Origin of the sequence: Natrialba sp. SSL1, from assembly GCF_001861355.1 — an archaeon.
Lineage (GTDB): Archaea > Halobacteriota > Halobacteria > Halobacteriales > Natrialbaceae > Natrialba.
Genome location: NZ_MASN01000060.1, coordinates 112,644 through 136,655 on the forward strand (window position 1 = coordinate 112,644; position 24,012 = coordinate 136,655).

A 24,012-nucleotide genomic window follows, 5' to 3' on the forward strand; every position below is an offset into this window, starting at 1 on the left:
AGGCAGCGTAAGGTGAAAAAGCGGTTTTAGTGACAAACAGGATCGCCTCACAGTGGTGCTGACCGGCCGATAAGCTTCGAATAAGGAGTATAGTGTCGAGTACACCGTGTCGAGTCCAGTGAACGAGACCCCCATCGCCGAAAGGTATATTTGAGACGCGAATCCTTGATGCTAGAACCGGAAGTACATTTCCGGGATTTGATGACCGAGCCAGAACGACCATCCGACACGTCGGCGGCGGAGTTACTCGCGAGCGAGCACGAACAGTACCAGGAGCAAACACCGGGCTCAGCGGCGCTTGCCGAGGACCTGGGAGAGCTGGTCCCCGCAGGCGTTTGCAGTACGTATCGTGCGTACGACCCGTATCCCGTTCACGCCGAGCGAGCGACGGGAACGAGGATTCACGACGTCGACGGGAACGAGTACCTGGACTTCGCGCTGAACAACGGGACTCAGCTCGTCGGGCACACGCATCCAGCACTGTCCGAAGCGACCAAAGAGCAGATCGACGACGGGACGCTGTACACGCGACCGAGTGATCTCATCCAGTTCGCAGCACAGCCACTCATCGACCGCTGGGAGGCGATCGAACAGGTCCGGTTTACGAACAGCGGCACCGAATCGGTGATGCACTCGATGCGCCTCGCACGGGCGGCGACCGGCCGCGAGAAGATCATCCGGATGGAAGGCGCGTACCACGGCGCACACGATCCAGCCCTCGTGAGCAAGATGCCGCCGCTCGACGAGGCCGGACCGGCCGACGATCCAACGCCGATCAGGGAGTCCCGTGGAATACCGGAGTCTGTCCCAGAGAACATCCTCCTGGCGCAGTACAACGACGCGGAGAGCGTCGAGCGACTGCTCCGCGCCCACGAGGACGAGGTTGCGGGGATTCTCGTCGAACCGGCCTGCTTCAATCTCGGCGTCGTCGAACCGGAAGATGGTTTCCTCCATCGGCTGCGCGAACTGGCCGACGAGTTCGGTGCCGTCCTGATCTTCGACGAAGTCAAGACCGGCGCGAAGATCGCACCCGGCGGCGGGGCCGAGTACTACGGCGTCCAGCCGGATCTAGTCGCGCTCGCGAAGGCGATCGGCGGCGGCTATCCCGTCGGCGCGTTCGGTGGCAAGCGAGAACTCATGGAACTGGTCGCGGCTGATCTCGAGAAGGGCGTCGCGACCGGGGCGGCACACTACGGCACCTACAACGGGAACCCGCTCTCGCTGCGCGCGGTCGGTGTCACGCTGCGGGAGATCCTCACGGACGACGCATACGATCACGTCACCGAACTCTCCGAACGCCTGGCGGACGGCTACCGCGACGTGATGGCCGACGCCGACATCGACGGCTACGTCGTCACCGCAGGGTCACAGGGAATGGTGTACTTCACCGACGAGCGCGTGCGAACGTTCCGCGACTGGGAACACGTCGACGAGGAACTCCACGAGGCCTACTGGTTCGGGATGCTCAACCGCGGCGTCATCCCCCACCCGCACGACGCCTCCCAGCAGTGGACGATCAGCGTCCAGCATACGGCAGACGACATTGCTGCACACATCGACGCCTTCGCGGATCTCGCCACGCATTTATCCGCTGCACAGTAGGTATCGAACGATGACGAGCGATCCGGATCGACGAACGTACGATATTCTCCGCCTGCTCGCGGCCCACGAACCCGTTGGGAGCGTCCACCTGACCAACCATCTCCGCGAGCGGGGATACTCCATCACCGAGCGAACGGTCCGGCTCACACTCGCAGACCTCGATGACGCCGGCTTGACCGAAAAAGCGGGCGGAAAGGGAAGGCGGCTAACAGTTGCCGGCCGTGCAGAGCTCGACCGCGGCGGCGTCAGTGGCCGCGTCGAACAGGTCCGTGAGCGACTCGCAGACCTGACAAGCCGTGTGACGTACAACCCAGAGACCGACGACGGAGACGTTGTCGTGGGTACCGTTACCGTGCCGGCGGCGAACCGATCGGACGTCGAGGCGATCATCGCGGCGATCGACAACTCACCGCTAGGACCAGCCGCGACAGCAGTCGAGTCGGTCGAGCGCGACGGCGAGGAGTTCCTCGAGATCGCCGCGCCCTCGAGTGTAACGATCGACGGCGTATTGCTCAACGAAGGGATCGACACCGATCTCGAGACGACTGGTGTCGTCGAGTACCACGCGGAGCCGGAGAGCGTCCCCTACGATGATCCGGAGCCGGCCGCCCACGGCGGTGCGATCAGGCGGTTCACCGACGTGATCGGAGACGAGCGAGCGACGGTCGACATGGTATCACTGTTGATAGAGGCGCGTCGAACGACGGTCGGCTCGGCGCTTGCGGGTGAGCCAGGGCTTCTCGTCGCCGACAATCGCGAGTTTCCGCTTGCAAAGTACGACCGCGCACACGAACTCGCAGTCGCCACTCGCCGCCAACTCGGCGGTGTGATCGACGTACGGCGGCCGCGCGAGCCCGGTCCGTTCCCGTGGGATGAACCGGGCTGGGCGTTCGCCTCGCTGACGTGCGTCGGTCTCTCCGAGTGTCTCATCGCCCGTTGCGTCGAGGAAGGAATCGCGACGGAGTGGGAAACGCTGTCACGGGTTCACGATCGAACGGATCTAAAATAGGCTGACACCTTCATTCTACTCTCGAATGGAGTTGGACCACAAAATATCGGATCGTCTCATCATCTGGTAAGTCATTTAAAATAACACGAGAGGAGTGGGCAACAGTGTCGCTAAGAGACACGTCACCACGCACTGTGGGAAGTTTTATGTAGAGATAGCAAGCATACGTGGAGTAGGTGGCAATTGTATGCCAGCAGAAAACACGCACGGGAGACGGACGTTCCTTCGATCGACGGCGGCAGCGGGGAGTGTCGCCGCCCTCGGAGGGCTCGCAGGCTGTACAGGAATGCTCGACGGCGGGGATGACACGCTGACCGTTGCGGTCTACGGCGGTGTGTTCCAGGATGTCATGGACGAGGAACTCTTCGCTCCGTTCGAAGAGGAAACCGACATCAGCGTCGAGTCAGAGGCACAACCAACATCCGAGGAAGCGCTCACGCAGTACGAGAACGCCGTCGGTGCCGGCGACGCGCCAGTCGACGTCGCAATTATGGCACAGACCGGTGTCCTTCAGGGACTGAACTCGGATCTGTGGCACATCTGGGACGACGACGAGTTCGAGAATCTCGAGTACATCAGCGACGACCTCGTCGGCGAGGCCGACGGCGGTATCTCGAGTATCGGCGCGCTGTCGTGGTACATCAACCTCGTCCAGAACACGGACGTCATCGAGGAGCCAGTTGACTCCTGGGAGGCGCTCTGGGATGAGGAGTACGAGGACACGCTCGGCCTGCTCGGGTACGCGTCGAACTCGTTCCTGCTCGAGGTTACCGCAGAAGTGCACTTCGACGGCCAGGACATTCTCGACGACCGCGACGGCGTCGAGGAAGTGTTCGAGGAACTCGAGGGCGTCACTGATCAGGCCAACTTCTGGTACGAGAACGAAGCGGAGTTCCAGCAGCGTCTCCGAGACGGTGAAGTGCCGGCAGGGATGCTCTACAGTGACATTACGCGCGTCATGCAGGACGACGGCGCGCCGGTCCAGTCGAACTTCGTCCAGGAAGGGTCGATCCTCGACTCCGGGCTTTGGGTCACACTCGAGACGTCCGACCTCAAGGAGGAGGCGCGCGAGTTTATCGACTACGCGAGTCAGCCCTCGGTGCAGGACGAACTGGCACAGGGACTGTACACGAGTCCGACGGTCGAGCGCGAGTACTCCGAGATCGACGACGACTTCTATGAGGAAATCGCCGGACCAGGACCGGACGAAGCGATCACGCCCAAGTACGAACTCTACGTCGAGGAAGAAGACTGGGTTAGTGAGCGCTGGGAACAGTTCATCATCGGCTAAGTCAATCGATCTAATCTAATTGTTCATGAGTGGAATTTCACTTGCAGGAGTAAAGAAACGGTATCCGGGTGGCGTCCTCGCAGTCAAAGGTGTCGATATCGATATCGAGAGCGGCGAGTTCGTAACGCTCGTCGGCCCGTCTGGCTGTGGCAAGACGACGACCCTCCGAACGATCGCCGGGTTCGAGACGCCGACGGACGGGAGTGTCCACATCGACGGGAACGAGGTCACCGACGCGCCACCGTACGAGCGAGACACCGGGATGGTCTTCCAGGACTTCGCGCTGTTCCCGCACATGACCATTCACGAGAATATCGCCTACGGGATGGAGGCCTCGGGTGACTACACCACCGAGGAGATCGACGCCCGCGTCGAGGAAATGCTCGAACTCGTCGAACTACCCGGGGTAGGCGACCGCACGCCAGACCAGCTCTCGGGCGGCCAACAGCAGCGTATCGCGCTCGCACGTGCACTCGCACCGCGACCGAAGGCGCTGTTGCTCGACGAGCCGCTTGCGAGCCTCGACAAGCAACTGCGCGAGCAGATGCAGGTCGAACTACGCCGCATTCAACAGGAAATCGGGATCACGACCGTCTTCGTCACGCACAATCAGGAAGAGGCGCTGACGATGTCGGACCGTCTGGCAGTGATGAACGACGGCAAGTTCGAACAGGTCGGTCCGCCGGAAGAGGTGTACAACGACCCTGATTCGCGCTTCGTCGCGGACTTCCTCGGAACGGCAAACATCTTCGACGGGACCGTCTCGGCGGTCGAGAACAACTACGCGATGGTCGACTGCGACGACGTCTCCGTACAGGCTGCGGTACAGAACGGCGTCTCGGCCGGCGACGACACTTCGGTCGTCATCCGTCCGGAGCGGTTCCGGTTCGACGACGGGACCGCCGGCAACGCCGGTGCAGCCAGCGCAGACGGCGGCACGAACGCCGGCGGGATGACCGTCTTCGAGGGAGAGATTACCTTCAAGCGACACCTCGGCAGTAGCGTCGAATTCCATCTCGAAACCGACAGCGGCCGCGAAATCACCGTCGTTCGGCGAAGCGGGATGGACAAACGAGGCCCCGGAGACCGAGTGGCGGTCTCCGTCGCGGCCGACGACTGTCGACTCGTGGAGGCATAGATGGGTTCCGATACCGACACCAGCGCCGACACTGACACCACCCCCGCCACCGAGGCTGCTCCCGAACTCGCAGCCGACGGTGGAACAGCGACGGGTAGTGACACCGCAAGCGGGGACGATGCCGGGCGTGCGGGCCTGAAAGCGAGAGCGAAGTGGTACGCACTGTCGTATCCGCTGTTCTGGCTCGTCGCCGTCTTCTTCGTCCCGCTGTGTCTGCTGTTCGTCTTCAGCTTCTGGGTGAACATTCCCGGCGGACAGTACGAATTCGGGTTCACGTTCGAGAACTACCTCCGCTTCGTCAGTGTCGACTTCACGTCGTCCTGGCCGTTCATCGAGCCCGGACTCTATCTCAGCCAGATGTGGCTGACGATCGAACTGGCGCTCGTGACAGCCGTCTTCTCGCTGCTGCTTGGCTATCCGATCGCGTACTACCTCGCACGGATGGACCGACCGTGGCTGCGTAGCCTGCTGCTTATCACCATCATCTCGTCGCTGTGGGTGACGTACGTCATCCGCGCGTACGCCTGGCAGGTCATCCTGGCCTCCGGCGGCGTCCTGAGTTCGATCGGCGTTGCGACCGGAATTCTCTCCGAGCCGCAGTCGTTCTATCCGGGCTACTGGGGACTGGTCGTCGGCATGGTGTACGTCTTCCTGCCGTTCATGATCCTCACGCTCTACAGCAGCATCCGGAATATCGACGGCGAACTGCTCGAGGCCTCGAAGAACCTCGGTGCGGGGTCGGTGAAGACGTTCCGCCGTGTGACGCTCCCACTCTCGAAGAACGGGATCACGAGCGGCATGGCGCTCGTCTTCATCCTCGCGCTCGGCTCGTACGTGCTGCCACGACTGCTCGGTAGCTCCGCCGAACGGACGCTGCCGGTGCTGATCGAACAGCAGATCATGAGCGAGAGTAACTACCCGTTCGCCGCCGCGATGAGTATCGGCCTGATCCTCGTCGTGATCGTGTTCCTCTGGGCGCTCATCCGCATGACGAACGTCACCGCGGGCAGCCTCGGTGGGAACGAAGAGGTCGCGACCGACGGCGGCTCCCAGCAACCCGGCTCGACGGGATCCAGCCCGTTCGCGAAGGTTCGTGGCGGGTTCGGTAGCGCCGCGTCGGCAATCGGGCTCACCGCCGTCGCCGGTCAGATCGGGAGCGCAATCGACTCGGTCGTCACACGCGTCGACGCCAAAACGCGCGAATCGGTGATCTGGGTAACGTTCCGTGCGTACGTCGCGGCAGCGATGGCGTTTATCGCCGTTCCGATCGCGATCATCATCGCCGTCTCGTTCACTCCTGAACAGTTCCTGACGTTCCCACCGGGTGGGTTCTCCATGCAGTGGTACGTCGAGTTCTTCACGAGTGAATCGTGGATGGTGGCGTTGGTCAACAGCTTCGCCATCGCAGGGGCCGCAGCACTCCTGAGTACGACGATCGGCGGCGGACTCGCCTTCGCTCTCGACCGATTCGACTACAAGTGGAGTTCGATCTACGGCACCTTTGGTGTGCTACCGATCCTCGTGCCGCCGGTGATCATCGGGGTCGCGTTCCTGGTGTTCTTCCTCGAGCTCGGCATCGCCGGCTCGCGGACGAGCATCATCGTCGCACACGGGATCTTCTACGCACCGTTCCCGTTCATCCTGATCTCACAGGGGCTCGACGAGATTGACCGAACCTACGAGGAGGCCGCGATGAACCTCGGCGCATCGTCGCTGCGAACGCTGCGAACCATCACGTACCCGCTCATCCGAGCGAACGTGATCTCGGGTGCGCTGTTCGCGTTCATCCTCTCGTTGAACGAGTACATCATCGCGTGGCTGCTGTCGCTGTTCCTCGTCAACACCATTCCGATCGAGATCTTCAACTCGCTTCGGTACGGCTACTCGCCGACCATCGCGGCCGCCAGTGTGGTCTTCATCGCCCTCACTGTGGTCGTGATGACGGCGATTGACCGCTTCTCCGGAGGGATCTGGGAGTAATGACCGATGCGGGTTCGGGTTCGGGTGTAGACTCGGATACCAAACCGGGCTCGGCCGCGGACGCACCGGCGGCCGCTACCGACGCGCGGATCGTCGTCGCACAGACGAAACCCGCGTTCGGCGAGGTCGAGCGCAACCGCGAGCACACGGTCGCACTCGTCCGTGAGCACGCGACCGCCGATCTGATCGTCCTCCCCGAACTCGCAACCTCAGGCTACGTCTTCGAATCGGAAGCCGAACTCGCTGCGATGGCCGAACCGCGCGACGGCGAGACGGCCGACGCGTGGGCCGCTGTCGCAGCCGAGACGGACACCTGGATCGTCGGCGGCTTTCCCGAAGCCGTGGACGGGGACGTCGATGCAGATACAGACGTAACCACGGACACAGACACAACCGACGCAAACGACCGATACTACAACAGCGCCCTCGTCGTCTCACCGAACGGCGTCGAGGCCGTCTACCGAAAGCTCCACCTCTGGAACGAGGAGCATCGCTGGTTCACCGCCGGCGACGAGGTGACGGTCGTCGACACACCGTTCGGCCGACTCGGGGTCCAGATCTGCAACGATCTCTGGTTTCCCGAACTGACGGTGACGCAGGCGAAAGCGGGCGTCGACCTCGTCGCCGTCCCGACCAACTGGGTCCCCGGTCCCGCAGACGGGACCCGACCCGGCGGCTGGACGATCGGCGCACATCAGGCGCTCGCCCACGCGAACGCGAACCGCGTTTTCATGGCCTGTGCAGACCGCGCAGGAACGGAACGCGGCGTCACGTTCGAAGGCCAGAGCGTTATCCTCGATCCGAACGGCCTCCCGCTCGCCGGCCCGGCACCAGTCGACGGCGAGCACGCGCTCACGACGGCGTGTGACCTCACTCGAGCGCGCAACAAGGAACTCACACCGTACGACGACGCACTCGCATCGCGTCGTCCCGAGCACTACGACTGGTAACACCCAACACTCGAGCGCGGCGACACCCACGACCACTCAGAGGCACCCCGTGTCGCCGTGACGATTATGTACGTACTCGAGTACCGAGTACTGAGTCTCGAGTGCCGACTCCCGTTTTTCCAGTCTGTGAGTGTGATTACGCACAGCCAGAGACAGGACAGTGAACGGAGTCGAGCAGCGCTGAACTGGCTGGGTACGGAAAATAGCGCCGTCTCAATCGTCGAGCGGTGCTGGAACCACTGTCTCGATCGGCTCGAACGTGCTCCGTTCGGCCGTGCCGTACAACGTATCCCACTCGGTTGTGATGTCGTACTCGCTCAGCGCTGAGAGCAGCAGTTCGCCGGCACCGACGTAGGTCAACGAGCCAAAGGCCCATGCGGAACTGCCGTTCGGAAGCTTGTCCTGTTCGCGGGGCCGCCGAAAGTCCAGCACGCCACCGATCGCGTCGCGGCTCGCAACCGCGAGGTCGCGGGCCTCCTCGTACCGGTTGATCGGGAACTGTCGACCGTCGCCGACCAGCAGTCCGGGTCCCTCGCCCTCGAGAACGCTCCGAACGTCGGTACGCCCCGACTCGATCAACAGCGAAATAACGTCGATCGACGACCCCTCGCCGTTGATAACGTCCACGTAGCGAACGATTCGGCCGCCGCTCTGGATGTCGACGTCCGGGTCATGGCTCTCAGTTCCGCTTGCGGGCTGGCTCTTGGTTTCAGTCTCGCCGGTGCCATCCCCGTCCCCGTCCCCGTTCCCATCCTCATCCCCATCCAATCGCTGCGACACCGCAACCGGCTCGTACTCGAGTAACCCTGCCGTCGCAAGATCCGCGTTGACCCCGTGAGCGAGCAGCACGCCATCGAGGGTGATGCTCGAGGGGACGAGCAGGCGAACGTCGCCGGGTTCGCTCTCGGCGCTGTCCTCGAGTGCGATCGGGATCGGGCCGAGCGGGAGGGACTCGAGTGAGGCGACGAGATCGAGTGCCTCATCGACGGCGTCTTCGTCGAGGTAGGCGGCCGAGGCAACGAGTGCGCCGGTGTCCTCGAGCGGGTCGTAGCTGACGCGGCTAGTGAGGGCGGCGATGCGGGCGCGGATCTGTTCGAGGCGGCTGCTGACGTCGCCCTGTTCGAGTTCGTCGCGGCCGCGCTGTGTCAGGCGCCGTCCCTGGCCGGGGACTTTCTCCGTGAGCCCGAGGTCGTCGAGTTCGGAGAGTGTGAGCCGGATCGTCCGGTCTTTGATGTCGTAGCCGTGGAGCTGCATGAGTTCGACGAGTTGGATGCTGCCGATCGGGCTGTGGCGGTCGACGAGTCGAAGGAGGTCGTACGTCCGTCTATCGAGCTCCGGAGCCATTCAGAGGATAGTGGATGAGGGAGACCACCAAGCTTTGGGTTCGGGTTGGTTTTGGGGGGAGACACTGGCATCGAACAGGAGTCAGTTCGAGCCTGGGTCACCCCGTATGTGTTCGGGAAGAGTGGTTGTGTTTGGGTGCTGTCCGCACGCGGTGCGTAACCTTATTAGTGCTGTCGCGAAACGAATAGGGTGGCAACTAGTTGCCGGGATGTATTAGAATGACACTCGATCTCTCGCAGTCGCGAGCAGTCGGAACAGTGACAGGGGATGCTTCGCAATCGACCGCGCTGGCTGGCAGTCAGCAACTCGAGGTGGATACCCGATGAGCGACCAGCATCCCGCGGCCGCGTTCCGAGAGTCAGTTGAGGGAGCGAACGTGGAACTCGCGTATGCTGGTCCGAAGACGTTCCTGAAGGGGGAGATGCGGGATGTCGGTGACGTCTCCGACGTCGACGCGGCAACGTTTGGCGTCCCCTACGACGGTGCGGTCTCGAACCGACCGGGTGCGCGCTACGGCCCCCAGGCCATCCGGCGCGCAAGCGGTTGGTGGGCGTATCTCTCCGACTACAAGGGCGGACTCACGAACATGCAGACCGGGAAGCAGGTGAACTTCGACGATCTCAGCGTCGCTGACTGTGGTGACGCACCGATCTTCCCGATGGACAGCGAGACGACCGCCGAGAGCATCGCCGCACACATGGCGACGGTCTCATCGCAGACGTTCCCCGTTATGCTCGGCGGCGACCACTACTGTACGTTCCCAGCTCTCCGCGGGTTCGCGGAGGGTGCCGAACACGACGACGTCGGCTTCGTCCAGATCGACGCCCACACCGACACCACCTCCGAGAGTCCCGTCTTCGGCACGGACTTCCACGGCTCGAGTACGGCGCTGATCGCAGACTCCGAGTACACCGACTACGAGCACGTCAGCCAGGTCGGCATCCGCGGCTACGAATCTCCCGAATTCTTCGAGTTCGCCGAGGAAACCGGACTCAATCTCTACACGATGCGCGACGTCGAAGACCAGGGCATCACGTCGGTCGTCGCCGACGCGGTCGCCGCCGCGGCCGAGGGAACCGACGCGGTCTACGTCTCCTTCGATATCGATGCCGTCGATCCGAGCGTCGCGCCGGGAACCGGCACTCCTGTGCCAGGCGGACTGACCCCACACCAGGCGCTCAAGACGATGGAAGTGCTCGGCGAGACCGACGACGTCGGCGCGGTCGACATGATGGAGGTTGCACCCCGGTACGACTCCGACGAGGGCACCCAGCGACTCGCCTCCTACCTGCTCGTGACGCTACTCGAGCGCAAATTCGCGGAGTGATACAATGACACGAACACCCGATTTCGACGACGGTGCAATCGGCAGTTCCCGAACCTCGGGCGTCGCCGAGTCGGTCATCCGCGAGATGACTCGCGAGGCGATCGACCGCGGCGCGATCAACCTCTCACAGGGGATTCCCGACGAGGACGAGACACCACCCGAGATCAAGGCCGCCGCTCAGGAGGCGATCGAGACCGACAGCCAGTACACGATCACCTGGGGGCTGCCCGAACTGCGCGACGCCGTCGCCGAGCGCTACGCCGAGTGGAAGGGCGTCGAGTACGACCCCGAAACCGAGGTCACGATCACCAGCGGCACCAGCGAGGCCATCATGTCGACGATGCTCTCGCTTGCCGGCCCCGGCGACGAGGTCATCTACTTCGAACCCGTCTACGAGAGCTACATCCCCGCGAGCCAGTTCGCGGGCGCGAGCGCCGTTCCTATCGACATCACTGACGGCCTCGGTATCGACTTCGAGGCACTCGAAGCAGCGGCCGAGAACGCCCGGATCATCGTGCTCAACACCCCGATGAATCCGACGGGGAAGGTGTTCACGCGCGAGGAACTCGAGCGCATCGAGGAACTCGTCTTCGAACACGACCTGATCGTGCTCACCGACGAGATCTACGAGCACATCGTCTACACCGACGACTATATCAGTCCGGTCGAGGTCGGCGACCTCGCCGACCGGACCATCGTCTGTACGGGCATGTCGAAGACGTTCAGCGTCACCGGCTGGCGCGTCGGCTTCTGTCTCGCACCCGAGTACCTCTCGAAGGAACTCCGGAAGATCCACGACTACACGAGCATCTGCGCGCCGACGCCGTTCCAGAAGGCCGGCGTCGAAGCGCTCGAGCTACCCGACTCGTACTACCAGGAGCTCTCGGATTCCTACGAAGAGCGACGCGACATCCTCTACGACGGGCTGCAGGAAGCGGGCCTCGACCCGGTCAAACCAGACGGCGCGTACTACATTCTAACGCGATATCCGACCGACGAGGACGACATCGAGTTCTGTTACCGGCTCATCCGCGAGGCCGGCGTCGCCGCCGTCCCGGGCAGTAGCTTCTACACGGACCCCGACGCCGACTCGGACTGGGTCCGGTTCACCTTCTCGCGCAACGAGGAGACGATTCGCGAGGCGGTCGACCGGCTCGTCGAGAACCGCTGGTGGTAGTCACCGGCGACTGATACGGATTGCTGTAACGATTTACCGGTGCAACCGCCGCACGGATCGCGGGTGTGCCGGAAATGACTTACAGTAAACCGTATGAATCGCTACACTGACGCCGACCGTCGACCGCTCGAAGCCGGCGAACGTCGAAACGACTTTGCACACCCGGGCTGTACCCCGCGCGTATGCTCGGCTTCATCCCTGACGACCCCGTCATCATCGCCATCGTCGTAATCCTGCTTTCGCTCATCTTCTTTACCTACCTGCTGCTCCGGCGGACGGTACTCGAGTTCCGCGATGGAATGGGCCGGTAGCCAGCGCGACAGCGTCCATCCCAAAGCAACCACGAATTACAACGCAAAAGTCAGAGGGAGCGCCGCGTCCGTCGTCAGTGACGGCCTGAAATCAGACAGAGCCGCCTCAGAACGCCGCCTCGATCCGCTCGAGTGCCGCTTCGACATCGTCCGCCGACACATCGCGGTGCGTACAGAACCGAACCGTCGTCGGGCCGAACGCCGTCGCCAGCACGTCCTGCTCTTCTAAGGACTCGAGTACCGCCTCCGTGTCGAGCCCGGTACCAGCAACGTCCGCGAGGACGATGTTCGTCTCCGGCGCTTGCACGTCGAAGCCGTCGATCTCGTCCAGCCCGTTCGCGAGCGCGCGGGCGTTCTCGTGATCCGTTGCGAGTGACTCGACGTTCTCGAGTGCACAGAGTGCTGGGCCGGCGATGATGCCGGCCTGGCGCATGCCACCGCCGAGGAGCTTGCGGGTGCGACGGGCCTCCTCGATGAACGCCTCGGAGCCGGCGAGCATCGAGCCGACCGGCGCGCCGAGGCCCTTCGAGAGCGAGACCATGACGGTGTCGACCGGATCGACGATTTCGGCGACGGGAACGTCGAGCGCCGTCGCGGCGTTGAACACGCGCGCGCCGTCGAGATGGACGGGGACGTCGTTCTCGTGGGCCGCCTCGGCTGCGGCAGCGATCTTTTCGGGGTCGATCGCGAGGCCGCCGCGGGCGTTGTGGGTGTTCTCGAGACAGAGCAGGCCGGTGCCGGGTCGGTGGAGTTCCTCCTCGACGAGGCCGGCCTCGACCTGTTCTGGCGTCGGGACGCCCCGGCCGGTGTCGAGCATCCGCACCTGCAGGCCGGCGAGGTCTGCAAAGCCCCCGAGTTCGTACTTCACGACGTGGCTCTTGCGGTCTGCGAGCACCTCCTGCCCGCGTTCGGTGTGGACGCGACCGGCGATCTGATTCGCCATCGTGCCCGTTGGACAGTACATCGCTGCCTCGGTGCCGAGCCGTGCAGCGACGCGGGACTCGAGTTCGGCCACAGTCGGGTCCTCGCGGTAGACGTCGTCGCCGACCTCGGCGTCTCGGGCAGCCTCGCGCATTCGATCGTCGGGTGTCGTCACGGTATCCGAGCGAAAGTCGATCATGCGACGCAGTTGCCGGTCGCCGGCAAAGAACGCTGGCATGTGCGGGCGGTCAGCCAGAGAGTCTCATACTCGGACACCCGTACGCCGTATCGGTGATCATAGTATTGTGTCTGGCTCTCGGAGCCCACCAAACAATACGTTGAAGTGTCAGCCATCTGTTGTGGTCGTATGGCTCCTGATTCGCCCCCGTCCGACTCCCCTCCCTCGTCCCCTTCGTCTCCTTCCGCTTCCTCGCCTCCCGGATCTGAAACGCCGACACCCCGATCCTTCAACGAACACGTCTCGCGGATCATCGACCGATTCGGCTCCCTGTCGGCGTTCATGCTCGTTCCGCTGGCCCTCTCGCTCGTCGAACTCGGGAAGGTCGCCCGGACGATGGCACCACAGAGTGGGTTTACTATCTCTGCGAAATTCCCGTTACCGAACCCGCTGCTCGACCTCTGGGCGTTTATCGACGCTCCCGACGCCGAGACGACCGGGGCGTCGAGTGCGGTGCATCCCGGTGCTGGAACAGGCACAGCTACTGGCCACGGACCCGCCGGTGCCGACGTAACGATCGAAACGCCGTTCGAGACGGTCGTCGTTCCACCCGAAATCGGCGGGATCTCACTGCTCGGGTTGATCAGTGGACTTCTCGTGGTGTACGCCCTCATCGCGTCAGTGATCGCCGCGGGCTATATCGGCGGATTAGATCGACGGCTTCGCGGCGAACCAGTCGCGATAGCAGCGCTCGTGAAACAGTACACGCCGCCGTTCTTTGTCTATCATCTGCTCGTCTTCGGTGCGTTTCTGCTCGCGATTCCACTGATGCTGGTCAGTCCTGCGCTCGTCCTGCTCGCGATTCCCGTCATATTCGTGCTGGCGTACCTCTTTTACGCCACGCCGTTCCTGTTCGTCGTCGCCGACGAACCGGTTATCGAGGCGTTTCGTCGGTCCGCCCGACACGCCCTTGCCGGCGGGGCCTACTTCCAGTTCGCACTCGGGCACGTTGCAGTCGGTCTCGTCGTCTCCATCCCGCTCTCGCTGTTCGTGAGCACAGTTCCCGTGATCGGCTTTGGACTTGCCCTCATTGTGGGGGTTCCGCTCTCGTTCGTGCTGACGGCTGCGACCGTCTCGTTCTGCCAGGAACTGGACGAGCTGGATGAATCGGACGGACAAAACGCAGGAGCGAACGGGGCTGGTGGCGTTCCACCCAGCACTCAGCAAAGCGTTAGTGGGAGCAGTGACACGGATTGGGTGACTGACCGTGCCAACTGAGACCGAAGCCGGAGACGAGGGCAAGGACAAGCCCACCACCAAACGCGGCCGCCAACTCGTCTCCATCCTTCGACTGCTCGCCATCGCCCTGCTCACCGTCGGCTTCAGCGGCTGGGTCCTCGAGGACGGTGGCGAGGTCGTACTCGAGTCCCCGTTCGTCATCGCGTTCGCCGCGGGAGTTGGCTGTGCGTTCGCGTCGATCTATCTGGGGATTTTTCTGGCGGATGGTGGGGCGGGGCGGTGAGCCGGCAGGTGTGAGCAACAGAGGGGTTTGAACGGGGACGACGCTCGGCTGACTGATGGACTGACGGGGAGAGGATGTCCTTCGAACTGATAGTTTCGATTCGAAAACTGTATCCCAGTACTGCGAATACTCGTCCAGTATGGATCCGCGAATCCGTAACCACGCCGAGATTATCGCGAATCACTCGGTCGATCTGCAGGAAGGCGACAACGTCGTCATCGACGCCCATCCCGTCGCTGAGGACCTCGTCGTCGCACTTCACGAAATTATTGGGGAGAAGGGGGCGAACCCGGTCACGACGAGCCAGCGCACCGGCAAGCGCGAGCAGCGTGCGTTCCTTCGCGCCAGCGACGGCGAGTTCGAGACGCCGGAACACGAACTCGCGCTCATCGAGAACACGGATGTCTACATCGCCATCCGCGCCGGCGACAACGTCACCCAGACCAGCGACGTCGACCCCGAAGTCAGCGCCGCCTACGGGAAGGCCCACCGGCCGATCCTGAACGAGCGCCTCTCGACGCGCTGGTGTCTGACCCAGTACCCCGCGCCCGCGAACGCCCAGCTCGCCGAAATGAGCACCGAGGGCTACGAGAACTTCGTCTGGGACGCCGTCAACAAGGACTGGGACGAGCAGCGCGACCACCAGGCGAACATGGTCGAAATCCTCGACCCCGCCGAGGAGGTCCGCATCGTCAGCGGTGACACCACCGACGTGACCATGTCCGTCGCGGGCAACCCGACGATCAACGACCACGGCGAGCACAACCTGCCCGGCGGCGAGGTCTTCACCGCACCACAGCCAGACAGCGTCGAGGGTGAAGTCCTGTTCGACATGCCGCTGTACCACCAGGGTCGCGAGATTACGGATGTCTATCTCGAGTTCGAGGGCGGCGAGGTCGTTTCCCACTCCGCAGCGAAGAACGAGGAGATCCTGACGGAGGTCCTCAACACCGACGACGGCGCGCGCCGACTCGGTGAACTTGGGATCGGGATGAACCGCGATATCGACCGGTTCACGTACAATATGCTCTTCGACGAGAAGATGGGCGACACCGTCCACATGGCGGTCGGCCGCGCCTACGACAACACTATCGGCGAGGGCAACGAGCAAAACGAGAGCGCGACCCACGTCGACATGATCGTCGATATGAGCGAGGATTCGTACATCGAAGTCGACGGCGAGGTCGTACAGCGAGACGGCATCTTCCGATTCGAAGACGGCTTCGAAGAGTAGTCGAACAAACACGGCGGCCAGCCGTTTTTGCTGGGGTAGAACCGGCAGCCGCGCTTATACGCCTGCGGGGAGAACGTCAGCGTATGACAGTTCTCGTCGCATACGACGGTTCGGAACCCGCACAGCAGGCGGTCGAATACGCGTTCACCACCCACGCTGACGACGAAATCGTCCTCCTTCGCGTCGTCGAAGCCGCCGAGGGCTACACCGGTGCGAGCGTCAGTTACGTTCAGGACGCGCTCAAGGACAAGCAAGACGAGGTCTCAGACACGCTTCGTGAGGAGATTTCAGAACTCGCGAGCAACCCGGACGTCGAGTTCAGAACGGAGACGGCGATCGGTCGGCCGGACAACGAAGTGGTCGCGTTCGCCGAAGACGAGTCGAACGGCATCGACCACATCGTCGTCGGCAGCCACGGCCGCTCGGGCGTCTCACGGGTGCTCCTCGGCAGCATCGCAGAAAAGATCGTTCGTCGAGCGCCGGTTCCAGTGACGGTCGTCCGGTAACGCGGTGAGAACGCGAGGGAACGCGAATCGCGAACTGCAAACCGCGAACTACTGCGTGTTAGTCATCCCGCCATCGACGACCAGCGACTCCCCGTTCACATACGACGACTGGTCGCTCGCGAGATACACCGCCGCGTCCGCAATTTCGTCGGGCTGACCCGCGCGCCGAGACGGGATCGTCTCGAGGAAGGCGTCCTCGTCCTCCGAGCCGATGATCGACACGTCGTCGGTCGTCATGGTCGTCTCGATCAATCCCGGATGGATTGCGTTCACGCGAACATCCTCAGGGCCGAGTACCGCCGCCATCGAATACGTGAGTAACCGAACCGCCCCCTTCGTCCCACAGTAGGTGACGAACTCACCCGCGCCCTCGAGTCCGGCGACCGACGAGAGGTTGATGATGCTCCCGCCGTCGGCTTCGACCATGCGCCGTGCGGCCGCCTGCGCGCCGAAGTAGACGCCCTTGACGTTGATATTCATCATCCGGTCGAACGCCTCCTCTTCGGTCTCGAGGAACTCCTCGCCGTGGAAGATGCCGGCGTTGTTCACCATCACCGTCACACCGCCGAACTCGTCGGCCGCCGCGACAGCGCTCTCGAGGTCGTCGACGGACGACACGTCGCACTCGACGTAGGCCGTCTCGGCGTCCGTCTCCTCATCGATCAGTTCGTGGGTCGACCTCCCGCCCTCGCGCGGGGCGTCCTGGATATCTGCGATGACGATATCCGCACCATCCGCGGCAAACCGTCGGGCGATTGCGCGGCCGATTCCGCTCGCGCCGCCGGTGATCACTGCAACCTCGTTCTCGAGTACCTGTGTCATTGCCCGAATTCCTACACCGCCAAGAAAGGAAGTGCTAGCCAGTCCTCAGAAACTGGACCAGTCGTGCTGTGAGAGTGGTTCTGTGGGGCAGAGACCACCGTTCAGCCGTCGACAACCTGAATGTCGCCGAGTTGGATCACCGGCTGGTGCTCGCAGATGTAGGTCACCATCTCCGGACGTGCCTCGAACCGGAGCGTTGCAGTTTCGCCAGGTGTCGCGACGATCGGGGACGAGAGCTCGCCGACGACCGCCCCCGATTCGTCGTGGATCGCGAGGTTGTGCTTGACGTTGTCCTGGTTTTCGCAAGTGAGCTCGTACTCCTGTCCTTCGACGAGAACGAGTGTGGGATTCTCGACGCGGTCGATATGATCGGGTTCGACACCGACCCAGCCACCGACGTAGGCGTCGAGTCGAATCGTCGAAACGTCGGCCCAGGTGTCTGGGTCGGTGTCAGTGACGGTCGTTTCGGCTGCATCGGTAACCGGCCCCGAGTCGTCGCTGTCGGATTCGGTCTCGTTGCCAGCCGTCTCCGGGTCGTTCCCGCCGCCCTCAGACTCTGTTCCCAACCCCAGACAGCCAGCGCTTGTAGTAATCGCTGCCGCGCCACCGAGACCGGCGAGTACTCGCCGTCGGTTCACGCGCCAGCGATCCGTTCCCATAGACAGCGATAGGACCGAGAACGCCATAAGCAGCGGCTGTACCGAGCCGGAGAGTCACCACCCGTGATACGTTGCGTGTTGGGCCTTACTCTTCGACCAGCGTAGCGACCATCGAAGCGACTGCCTCGAGTTCGTCCTCGTTCACGCCGTGGCCCATCCCTTCGTAGATGCGGGTGTCCACGTCGGCGTCGAGTTCCTCGAGAACGCTCGCGGTTTCGTGGACCCGCTCTTCGGGGATGTGGGGGTCGACGTCGCTGCAGCCGAGGAAGGCGGGGGTGCCGTCGAGGTCAGCGGCCGTCTCTCCACCGAGATAGTCCGCCACCTCGATCTCGTCACCGATCAGGCCACCGCTCAACGCGGCCAGCCCGCCGTAGCGCTGCGGGTTGCGCGCGACGTACTCGCTCGCGAGGCAGGCACCCTGCGAAAAGCCGAGCACCAGGATTCGGTCGGTCGACACGCCGGCCTCGTTTGCCACCTCAATCGCATCCGAAATCGCCTGTAGTCCCGACGTTCGCCCCGGCTCGTTCGACTCGACCGGCGCGAGAAACGAGTTCGGATACCACTCGTTGCGCTGGGCCTGCGGCGCGAGGAGCGCGAGTCCGTCCCGGTGGACCTCGCTCCCCATCTGGATGATACTCCGCGCGGTCGCTCCGCGGCCGTGTACGAGGACCATCGCCGCGTCGGCGGACTCGAGTTCCGTTCCGGCTGTTACGAGCGATTGGCCCTGATGTGGACCGTCGATGCTGTCGTTGCTGTCGTCGCTGCCACTGGTGCCGCCATCGCCACCGTCGCCGCCGTTCCCGCGCTCTGTCGGTACCGTCATTACAGCCCACCGGTGCCAGCACTTGCGTCGGGTAAGTCGTGCTCGACGACCTCGAGACCGAGTTCTTCGATCGCACCGCGAAGGTGCTCGTCCTTGGCGTACTCCGCACCGTCGTCCTCGCGCAGTTCCTGTGCCTTCGCCAGAATCTCTCCGCGGCGGTCGTTCGGAATCTCGTACTTATCCGCCGAAAGCTCGATGACGAGGCCGTTGTTGTCTCGCGTGTAGATCGAGTGGAAGATGCCCCGGTCGAAGATGTTGTACTGATAGCCGGCGTCCTCGAGTGCCTGCATCGTCTCCTCGTACTCGTCCGGATCGACGCTAAAACAGAGGTGGTGAACCGCGCCGACGCCGCCGCGCTGACCGCGGGCCGAGGGCCGGTCGTCGCTGACGAAAAACGTCAGGATACGCCCGTCGCCCGTATCGAAGAACAGGTGTGTCTGGGACGGATCGTCGAGGTTCGGCTGGCGAAGCACCAGCGGCATTCCGAGCAGATCACGGTAGAACTCGATCGTATCCTCGGCGTTGCTCCCCCAGATGGTAATGTGGTCGGTGCCCTGCATGTGGACGGGACTGTCCGGCAGTTCCGGCGTCACTGGAATTGACTCGTCGCTCATGTAGTTTCACTATGTTACCTGCCCATATGAAGCCTACAGAGACACTGGGCCAACCACGTAACACTCGTGTTACTAGCTACGACGGTGGTACCAGTCGCGAGTGGAGATTGGGACCACGCGAGGGAACGAAACAGACAATCGAATACGTCCCCCGCCCACCGTCCATTGATGGAGCAGCTATCGACACCACCCCGATTCGCTTCCGTGTCAACAGTTGGCAAATGTTGGGAACAGATGGATAGTTTATGGTCGTTTATACTGTTGGTTGAACTGGTCTCCAACGCACCCTGCAGACCACCGCGAGACCAACTCCACCAGAATCTGCTCACCCAGATTTCGTCGCAGTGCAGGGACACGATCCCTGCACTCTCCCTGCAGCGGTCCACCTACTCGAGTTGAACACGAATTACGAACAGACCTCAGTCTCGACTTCCTGGTGCACGATGAGATCGAGATCCCACTCGCCGGCAGTCATTGTCGCAGTATTTTCGAACTGGATGTAGTACCGGCCCGCCTGCTGGGCGGTACTGCGTCGTTCGATACGCTCGGAGACATCCGTCTCGAGTACGAGATCGCCGTTTGGGTCCTCGACCCGGACACGTGGGCGTGCCCCATCGTCCGTCTGGACGGCCAGTATCTCGAGTTCGTCGCCGGTTTCCAGTTCCGTTCGAAGTGTTATCGCCTGACCGGCGCTGACGGTCTGCCACTCGTCGTAGCGGTGATCCGATTCGGTTTCTGTTTCGGTCCGACAGTCATCGGCTTGGTCCTGCTCGGAGTCGGGAGTAGAATCGGTACTCGAGTCAGAGCGAGAGTCGGAATCTGTGTTCTCCTCGTGGTCACCCTGTTCCTCGGAGAGACAGCCAGCAGTAGTGACTAACCCGATTGAACCAGCGAGAGTCAAATAGGTACGGCGCTGCATACCGGGAAACGCCGGCTGAGTGGTAAATTCTTTGTGTTCGAAAGATGGCCATAGAGGCGCGTTTGGAGACCATATCAGCACCATACATTTCAGATAGTTTTGTATTTGTAAGCCAACTGTTAGTTGTGGGGGTGTGACGATGAGTATCCAGCTGATTACAAAATCCGTACGCGAACCGCTGGATACAGGTCCAGAAACGATAGGTTTCGCACGGGCACGATGGGATTCGAACCCACGACCATCGGATGTCTTCCCCCGTCGCAACCGCAACGAGGATAGAAGTCCGACGCTCTGTCCAGACTGAGCTACGTGCCCACGGTCGCCATCTGGTGGGTATTCGTCAGGCCAATTTATACCCTTTGACTGACTGGTACTCCGCCGCCGCCAGAAAAAGCGATGTGCCGCGTGTTCGTCAGGCGTGATTACGCACCGTTGTCCGCGTCAGGGGTCTGCATCGTCTTCATCGTCGTCACCGACTCCATCTTCCTCATCGTCGCCGGCCCCGTCTTCGTCCGCGTCCGCATCATCTTCGTCTTCATCGTCACCAACTCCATCTTCATCGTCGTCACCGTTTTCCATCTCGTCGTCTTCGTCGCCGTTCTCGACACCGTCGTCTTCGTCTCCATTTTCGCTCTCGTCCTCGTCTTCGTCTCCGTCTCCGTCGCCCATATCATCGTCACCATCGTCGCCTGGGTCACCGTCGTCACCCGGCCCGTCGTCGTCGGCTCCGATATCGCCGTCGTCGTCGCCGAGATCGTCGTCCTCTTCATCGTCCATACAGCCCGCAACGGCCGCGATCATACCGACACCGGCAAGCTTCGTAAAGCGGCGTCGGTCGAGGGTCGGTGCTGTCATATCGGCATCTGGCCCGATGTGAGGGTGCCAGATAATGGATCGAGTTCGTTCGAATCGTCGTGCAGAATTCAGGCGACTTATCAGCGTTTCAGATTTCGAATAGATCTGTTGCAACCACACCGACAGTTCCAGCGCTGCAACAGCTGTCAGCCGCCCTGGGTGGACTCTGACCCCTACAGTCGCTCCAACACAGTTACAGATGGGGCGGTCGGACAGCGACTAGCAGCCCACTACAGACACCGCTGAAAACACGCGATAGCTGAAAGAGTTGTTCTGGCAGCTACGCCGGCCCTAACACAGTTTCGACGCGTGAAACGGCCGGTACTCGAGTCCCTCTAAAATGAACGATCTCACGGTCAGAACCGGGTTGTGCTGGGTGCGAGCTGGGAGTTCGAGCCGCGAACCGCAAACCACGAACCGATCCACGACCGCCGACCAGTGATCCGCGACAGCGAACACAGCCCTTATGCACGTCTCGGCGGTAGGAGTTCTCGATGCACGTCATCGGAACGGTGGGACTCCCCGGAAGCGGCAAGGGAGAGGCCGCCACCGTCGCACGCGAGGATGGGATTCCGGTCGTGACGATGGGCGACGTCGTCCGGCAGGAAACCACAGACCGCGGGCTCGACCCGGCGAAAGACCACGGAACGGTCGCACAGGCGCTACGCGAGGAAAACGGGCCGGCGGCCATCGCCGAGCGCTCGCTCCCGATGATCGAAGACCGTCTCACGGATCACGAAACGGTGCTCGTCGACGGAATCCGTTCGGATGTCGAAGTCGACGCCTTCGAAGAGCGATTCGGCGAGGCGTTCACGCTGGTCAGTATCGAGGCCCCCTTCGACGTTCGCGCCGAGCGGATCGACGCCCGCGGCCGTGATGCGAGCGAAGCGGACGGCGGCGAAGGGCTCGCAGCCCGCGACGAGCGCGAGCGCGGCTTCGGGATGGACAACGCGATGGACCGTGCCGACATCGTCGTCGAGAACACCGAGTCACTCGAGTCGTTCCACGAGCAGATTCGGTCGATCATTCGCGACGGAGCTGCTGCCGAGTCCACGGGCGAGCGCGAGCGCGAGGGCGAAGGCGAGTCCGACAGCGCGACCACCGCAACCGAGAGCGAAGCAGAACCCGAAGAGCCGCAGCCGTAGCTCGCTGTGTTCAGTCCCGAGACGAACCACACCGTTAGACCCTAAGTCGTACCCACCGAAGCAAGCGTCAAGAGCAATGTCCGAAATCTACCGCGTCGACGTCGAAGCAACCGCACCGGTCTACGACACCGAGGTGACCAGTCGGGTCGCCGACGCCGTCGCCAACATCTTCCCGAACGCCGACCTCGAGGAGTCTTTCGGCGAAATTCACGCCGAGACACACTCGATGGACCACTTCTCAGAGTTGCTGCACAGACAGGAAATTCTCGACACCGCTCGCGGCGAGTTCTTCTCGACGCGCGAGGGCGACACGTTCTCGTTTGCGCTCAAGAAGCAGGCGGCCTTCGAGGATCGAATCAATTTCTCCGTCGGCGAACCGGACGAACTCGGCGAGATCAGCGTCCGTGTCCGCGTCGAGGAACCAACGGTCGAGGAGTACATCGACCAGATTGCGCCGCCGACAGAAGACGGGAAGCCAGTCGATAACTGATCGCGTCCTACTCTACAGATAAACAAGGCGAGTGCCTCGGAGCTTGACCCCGAGGCGGTTCACCGGTTCCGACTGCTCACTCACTACACTCGTCAGCCGCCGCGAGCGCGTCTTCTGCCGCCTCCTGGTATTGCTGGGCCCCTGCAATATCTCGGTCGTCAGCAGCCGCTGCGCTCGCTGCAAACTCCGCCGCAGCCGTCTGCAGGTATTCTCCCTGGCAGTGAGCCGTCTCGAACGCATCCACGAGTTCGGTCGATGCGGAGTCGCTGCCGGACTCGATCGTCTCCGTCCCCGCTTCGAACGACGACTTTGCGTCGAGGAACGCCGTTTCGGCCCCATCGTACTCGTCGTCCGCGAAGCGGTCGCGTCCAGTCTCGAGGTCGTCGTAGCCCGTGAGCAACTCGTCGTAGCCAGACACCAGCACCGCCTGGGAATCGAGGACGGACTCGAGTGCCTCGAGCCCATCGCCCAACTGCGTGCGGTCGACGGTCGGTAGCGATTCATAGCGCGAGTCGTCGAAGCCGTCGACCGTCTGGGTGGCGGTCTCGAGGAGGGCCTGTGCATCGCCGATGAGACCGGATCGATTCTCGAGGGTGTCGCGGGCGTCGTCGAGGTCGTCTGTGGCTGCGTCCCCCGTCGTCTCGTCGGCTGGGTCTGTCTCAAACGCGGCGCTCACGTCCTCGATCTCGCCCTCAAGTTCGTCGTCGGTCACGGTTGCAGTGACTGAGACGAGCCCCTCGAGTACGTCGGCGTAGTCACGAACGAGGTCGACATCCGCCTGACGGTCGGACTCGAGTTCACCGGCCGCAGTGTCGAGCAAGGAGCGAGCGGACTCGAGCCGGTCGTGGTGTGGGTCGGGATCGAATGTGGTGCCTGAACTGGGGTCAGTGGCGGCGGTGCTGTTGCTGGTGGTGTCAGCGTCGGCGTCGGTATCAGTATCAGTATCCGTACCCGTGTCTGCACTGAGTTCGATCGCAATTTCGTTCAGTCGGCCAATCGCGCGGTCGAGCGCGCGCTGTCCGGTTCGGTCCGCGACGACCACGTCGGTCTCGTCGCCGGAAATGGTATCGAGACAACCCGAGAGCGCGACGAGGCCGACACCACCGAGCTGAGCGAGGTGCTGGCGTCGATTCATTACGTCGAGAATGTGAGTGTGGCTGTATTAACGTGCTGGTCGATATGTCAGCTACGGAGA

Annotated in this window: 24 protein-coding genes and 1 tRNA gene; 15 read left to right on the forward strand and 10 right to left on the reverse strand. The window is 62.7% G+C overall.

Going from position 1 to position 24,012, the window contains the following annotated elements:
* Positions 1-201 precede the first annotated feature (201 nt).
* From BBD46_RS19525 to BBD46_RS19550, 6 genes are all read left to right on the forward strand, one after another.
* Complete coding sequence (locus BBD46_RS19525; RefSeq protein ID WP_071403337.1) at positions 202-1,602, forward strand: aspartate aminotransferase family protein; 1,401 nt, start codon at positions 202-204, stop codon at positions 1,600-1,602.
* A 10-nt stretch (positions 1,603-1,612) separates the two neighbouring features.
* A complete protein-coding gene (locus BBD46_RS19530; RefSeq protein WP_071403338.1) occupies positions 1,613-2,611 on the forward strand; it encodes a DUF128 domain-containing protein in 999 nt (332 codons plus the stop codon).
* Between the two features lie 187 nt (positions 2,612-2,798).
* On the forward strand, positions 2,799-3,902 hold the full coding sequence (locus tag BBD46_RS19535; RefSeq protein ID WP_071403339.1) for an ABC transporter substrate-binding protein: 1,104 nt from the start codon (positions 2,799-2,801) through the stop codon (positions 3,900-3,902).
* A gap of 25 nt (positions 3,903-3,927) precedes the next feature.
* Positions 3,928-5,040: an ABC transporter ATP-binding protein gene (locus BBD46_RS19540; protein ID WP_071403340.1), complete on the forward strand. Its 1,113-nt coding sequence runs from the start codon at positions 3,928-3,930 to the stop codon at positions 5,038-5,040.
* Entirely contained in the window at positions 5,041-7,020 is a 1,980-nt protein-coding gene (locus BBD46_RS19545; protein ID WP_071403341.1) for an ABC transporter permease subunit, read from the forward strand.
* On the forward strand, positions 7,020-7,970 hold the full coding sequence (locus BBD46_RS19550) for a nitrilase family protein (protein ID WP_071403342.1): 951 nt from the start codon (positions 7,020-7,022) through the stop codon (positions 7,968-7,970). Before BBD46_RS19545 ends, BBD46_RS19550 begins: the two co-directional genes overlap by 1 nt.
* A gap of 213 nt (positions 7,971-8,183) precedes the next feature.
* Here the strand turns inward: BBD46_RS19550 and BBD46_RS19555 are convergent, their stop codons facing one another.
* Positions 8,184-9,314 carry a DUF128 domain-containing protein gene (locus tag BBD46_RS19555; RefSeq protein WP_071403343.1) on the reverse strand — a complete coding sequence of 377 codons (1,131 nt, stop codon included), beginning with the start codon at positions 9,312-9,314 and terminating at the stop codon, positions 8,184-8,186.
* A gap of 322 nt (positions 9,315-9,636) precedes the next feature.
* Between BBD46_RS19555 and speB the strand changes: the two genes are divergently transcribed.
* The 3 genes from speB to BBD46_RS23400 all read left to right on the forward strand — a co-directional run bounded on the left by speB (position 9,637) and on the right by BBD46_RS23400 (position 12,129).
* Positions 9,637-10,641 (forward strand): agmatinase, encoded by a 1,005-nt coding sequence (gene speB, locus BBD46_RS19560; protein ID WP_071403344.1) that lies wholly within the window; start codon positions 9,637-9,639, stop codon positions 10,639-10,641.
* Between the two features lie 4 nt (positions 10,642-10,645).
* Complete coding sequence (locus BBD46_RS19565) at positions 10,646-11,818, forward strand: pyridoxal phosphate-dependent aminotransferase (RefSeq protein ID WP_071403345.1); 1,173 nt, start codon at positions 10,646-10,648, stop codon at positions 11,816-11,818.
* 182 nt (positions 11,819-12,000) lie between these two features.
* Positions 12,001-12,129 carry a hypothetical protein gene (locus BBD46_RS23400; protein ID WP_004267656.1) on the forward strand — a complete coding sequence of 43 codons (129 nt, stop codon included), beginning with the start codon at positions 12,001-12,003 and terminating at the stop codon, positions 12,127-12,129.
* A gap of 106 nt (positions 12,130-12,235) precedes the next feature.
* On the opposite strand, the gene BBD46_RS19570 is transcribed toward BBD46_RS23400, so the two are convergent.
* Positions 12,236-13,249 (reverse strand): threonine aldolase family protein, encoded by a 1,014-nt coding sequence (locus BBD46_RS19570; RefSeq protein WP_071403346.1) that lies wholly within the window; start codon positions 13,247-13,249, stop codon positions 12,236-12,238.
* Between the two features lie 168 nt (positions 13,250-13,417).
* Here BBD46_RS19570 and BBD46_RS19580 point away from each other — a divergent pair, with 168 nt between their 5' ends.
* The 4 genes from BBD46_RS19580 (at position 13,418) to BBD46_RS19595 (ending at position 16,490) form a co-directional block, all read left to right on the forward strand.
* Positions 13,418-14,506: a hypothetical protein gene (locus BBD46_RS19580; RefSeq protein WP_253184610.1), complete on the forward strand. Its 1,089-nt coding sequence runs from the start codon at positions 13,418-13,420 to the stop codon at positions 14,504-14,506.
* Positions 14,496-14,750, forward strand: a complete 255-nt coding sequence (locus tag BBD46_RS19585) for a hypothetical protein (protein WP_071403349.1) — start codon at positions 14,496-14,498, stop codon at positions 14,748-14,750. The genes BBD46_RS19580 and BBD46_RS19585 overlap by 11 nt, the downstream gene beginning before the upstream one ends.
* A gap of 139 nt (positions 14,751-14,889) precedes the next feature.
* Positions 14,890-15,984, forward strand: a complete 1,095-nt coding sequence (locus BBD46_RS19590) for an aminopeptidase (RefSeq protein ID WP_071403350.1) — start codon at positions 14,890-14,892, stop codon at positions 15,982-15,984.
* Positions 15,985-16,067: 83 nt separating this feature from the next.
* Positions 16,068-16,490 (forward strand): universal stress protein, encoded by a 423-nt coding sequence (locus tag BBD46_RS19595; RefSeq protein ID WP_071403351.1) that lies wholly within the window; start codon positions 16,068-16,070, stop codon positions 16,488-16,490.
* Between the two features lie 48 nt (positions 16,491-16,538).
* Here BBD46_RS19595 and BBD46_RS19600 read toward each other — a convergent pair whose 3' ends face one another.
* From BBD46_RS19600 to BBD46_RS19630, 7 genes are all read right to left on the reverse strand, one after another.
* Positions 16,539-17,312, reverse strand: a complete 774-nt coding sequence (locus BBD46_RS19600; protein ID WP_071403352.1) for an SDR family oxidoreductase — start codon at positions 17,310-17,312, stop codon at positions 16,539-16,541.
* A gap of 101 nt (positions 17,313-17,413) precedes the next feature.
* Positions 17,414-17,971: a hypothetical protein gene (locus tag BBD46_RS19605; protein ID WP_071403353.1), complete on the reverse strand. Its 558-nt coding sequence runs from the start codon at positions 17,969-17,971 to the stop codon at positions 17,414-17,416.
* Between the two features lie 85 nt (positions 17,972-18,056).
* Entirely contained in the window at positions 18,057-18,794 is a 738-nt protein-coding gene (locus tag BBD46_RS19610) for an alpha/beta hydrolase (protein WP_084777831.1), read from the reverse strand.
* Entirely contained in the window at positions 18,794-19,408 is a 615-nt protein-coding gene (locus tag BBD46_RS19615; RefSeq protein ID WP_071403354.1) for a VOC family protein, read from the reverse strand. Before BBD46_RS19615 ends, BBD46_RS19610 begins: the two co-directional genes overlap by 1 nt.
* A gap of 406 nt (positions 19,409-19,814) precedes the next feature.
* Entirely contained in the window at positions 19,815-20,327 is a 513-nt protein-coding gene (locus tag BBD46_RS19620) for a hypothetical protein (protein WP_071403355.1), read from the reverse strand.
* Positions 20,328-20,538: 211 nt separating this feature from the next.
* Positions 20,539-20,642 (reverse strand) — tRNA-Arg (locus BBD46_RS19625).
* A gap of 126 nt (positions 20,643-20,768) precedes the next feature.
* The gene (locus tag BBD46_RS19630; RefSeq protein WP_139173724.1) at positions 20,769-21,182 is read right to left on the reverse strand and encodes a hypothetical protein; all 414 of its coding nucleotides are present in this window, start codon (positions 21,180-21,182) and stop codon (positions 20,769-20,771) included.
* Positions 21,183-21,676: 494 nt separating this feature from the next.
* Between BBD46_RS19630 and BBD46_RS19635 the strand changes: the two genes are divergently transcribed.
* Positions 21,677-22,327 carry an AAA family ATPase gene (locus BBD46_RS19635; RefSeq protein WP_071403356.1) on the forward strand — a complete coding sequence of 217 codons (651 nt, stop codon included), beginning with the start codon at positions 21,677-21,679 and terminating at the stop codon, positions 22,325-22,327.
* 76 nt (positions 22,328-22,403) lie between these two features.
* Complete coding sequence (locus BBD46_RS19640) at positions 22,404-22,817, forward strand: RNA-binding domain-containing protein (RefSeq protein WP_071403357.1); 414 nt, start codon at positions 22,404-22,406, stop codon at positions 22,815-22,817.
* 76 nt (positions 22,818-22,893) lie between these two features.
* Here the strand turns inward: BBD46_RS19640 and BBD46_RS19645 are convergent, their stop codons facing one another.
* Positions 22,894-23,952, reverse strand: coding sequence for a hypothetical protein (locus tag BBD46_RS19645; protein ID WP_071403358.1), 1,059 nt, complete (start codon positions 23,950-23,952; stop codon positions 22,894-22,896).
* Positions 23,953-24,012 lie beyond the last annotated feature (60 nt).

Excerpts from the sequence above, each read along its gene's own strand:
- BBD46_RS19525 (WP_071403337.1), top strand. The coding sequence starts at position 202 with ATGACCGAGCCAGAACGACCATCCGACACGTCGGCGGCGGAGTTACTC.
- BBD46_RS19530 (WP_071403338.1), top strand. The coding sequence starts at position 1,613 with ATGACGAGCGATCCGGATCGACGAACGTACGATATTCTCCGCCTGCTC.
- BBD46_RS19535 (WP_071403339.1), top strand. The coding sequence starts at position 2,799 with ATGCCAGCAGAAAACACGCACGGGAGACGGACGTTCCTTCGATCGACG.
- BBD46_RS19540 (WP_071403340.1), top strand. The coding sequence starts at position 3,928 with ATGAGTGGAATTTCACTTGCAGGAGTAAAGAAACGGTATCCGGGTGGC.
- BBD46_RS19545 (WP_071403341.1), top strand. The coding sequence starts at position 5,041 with ATGGGTTCCGATACCGACACCAGCGCCGACACTGACACCACCCCCGCC.
- BBD46_RS19550 (WP_071403342.1), top strand. The coding sequence starts at position 7,020 with ATGACCGATGCGGGTTCGGGTTCGGGTGTAGACTCGGATACCAAACCG.
- BBD46_RS19555 (WP_071403343.1), bottom strand. The coding sequence starts at position 9,314 with ATGGCTCCGGAGCTCGATAGACGGACGTACGACCTCCTTCGACTCGTC.
- speB (WP_071403344.1), top strand. The coding sequence starts at position 9,637 with ATGAGCGACCAGCATCCCGCGGCCGCGTTCCGAGAGTCAGTTGAGGGA.
- BBD46_RS19565 (WP_071403345.1), top strand. The coding sequence starts at position 10,646 with ATGACACGAACACCCGATTTCGACGACGGTGCAATCGGCAGTTCCCGA.
- BBD46_RS23400 (WP_004267656.1), top strand. The coding sequence starts at position 12,001 with ATGCTCGGCTTCATCCCTGACGACCCCGTCATCATCGCCATCGTCGTA.
- BBD46_RS19570 (WP_071403346.1), bottom strand. The coding sequence starts at position 13,249 with ATGATCGACTTTCGCTCGGATACCGTGACGACACCCGACGATCGAATG.
- BBD46_RS19580 (WP_253184610.1), top strand. The coding sequence starts at position 13,418 with ATGGCTCCTGATTCGCCCCCGTCCGACTCCCCTCCCTCGTCCCCTTCG.
- BBD46_RS19590 (WP_071403350.1), top strand. The coding sequence starts at position 14,890 with ATGGATCCGCGAATCCGTAACCACGCCGAGATTATCGCGAATCACTCG.
- BBD46_RS19595 (WP_071403351.1), top strand. The coding sequence starts at position 16,068 with ATGACAGTTCTCGTCGCATACGACGGTTCGGAACCCGCACAGCAGGCG.
- BBD46_RS19600 (WP_071403352.1), bottom strand. The coding sequence starts at position 17,312 with ATGACACAGGTACTCGAGAACGAGGTTGCAGTGATCACCGGCGGCGCG.
- BBD46_RS19605 (WP_071403353.1), bottom strand. The coding sequence starts at position 17,971 with ATGGGAACGGATCGCTGGCGCGTGAACCGACGGCGAGTACTCGCCGGT.
- BBD46_RS19610 (WP_084777831.1), bottom strand. The coding sequence starts at position 18,794 with ATGACGGTACCGACAGAGCGCGGGAACGGCGGCGACGGTGGCGATGGC.
- BBD46_RS19615 (WP_071403354.1), bottom strand. The coding sequence starts at position 19,408 with ATGAGCGACGAGTCAATTCCAGTGACGCCGGAACTGCCGGACAGTCCC.
- BBD46_RS19620 (WP_071403355.1), bottom strand. The coding sequence starts at position 20,327 with ATGCAGCGCCGTACCTATTTGACTCTCGCTGGTTCAATCGGGTTAGTC.
- BBD46_RS19630 (WP_139173724.1), bottom strand. The coding sequence starts at position 21,182 with ATGACAGCACCGACCCTCGACCGACGCCGCTTTACGAAGCTTGCCGGT.
- BBD46_RS19635 (WP_071403356.1), top strand. The coding sequence starts at position 21,677 with ATGCACGTCATCGGAACGGTGGGACTCCCCGGAAGCGGCAAGGGAGAG.
- BBD46_RS19640 (WP_071403357.1), top strand. The coding sequence starts at position 22,404 with ATGTCCGAAATCTACCGCGTCGACGTCGAAGCAACCGCACCGGTCTAC.
- BBD46_RS19645 (WP_071403358.1), bottom strand. The coding sequence starts at position 23,952 with ATGAATCGACGCCAGCACCTCGCTCAGCTCGGTGGTGTCGGCCTCGTC.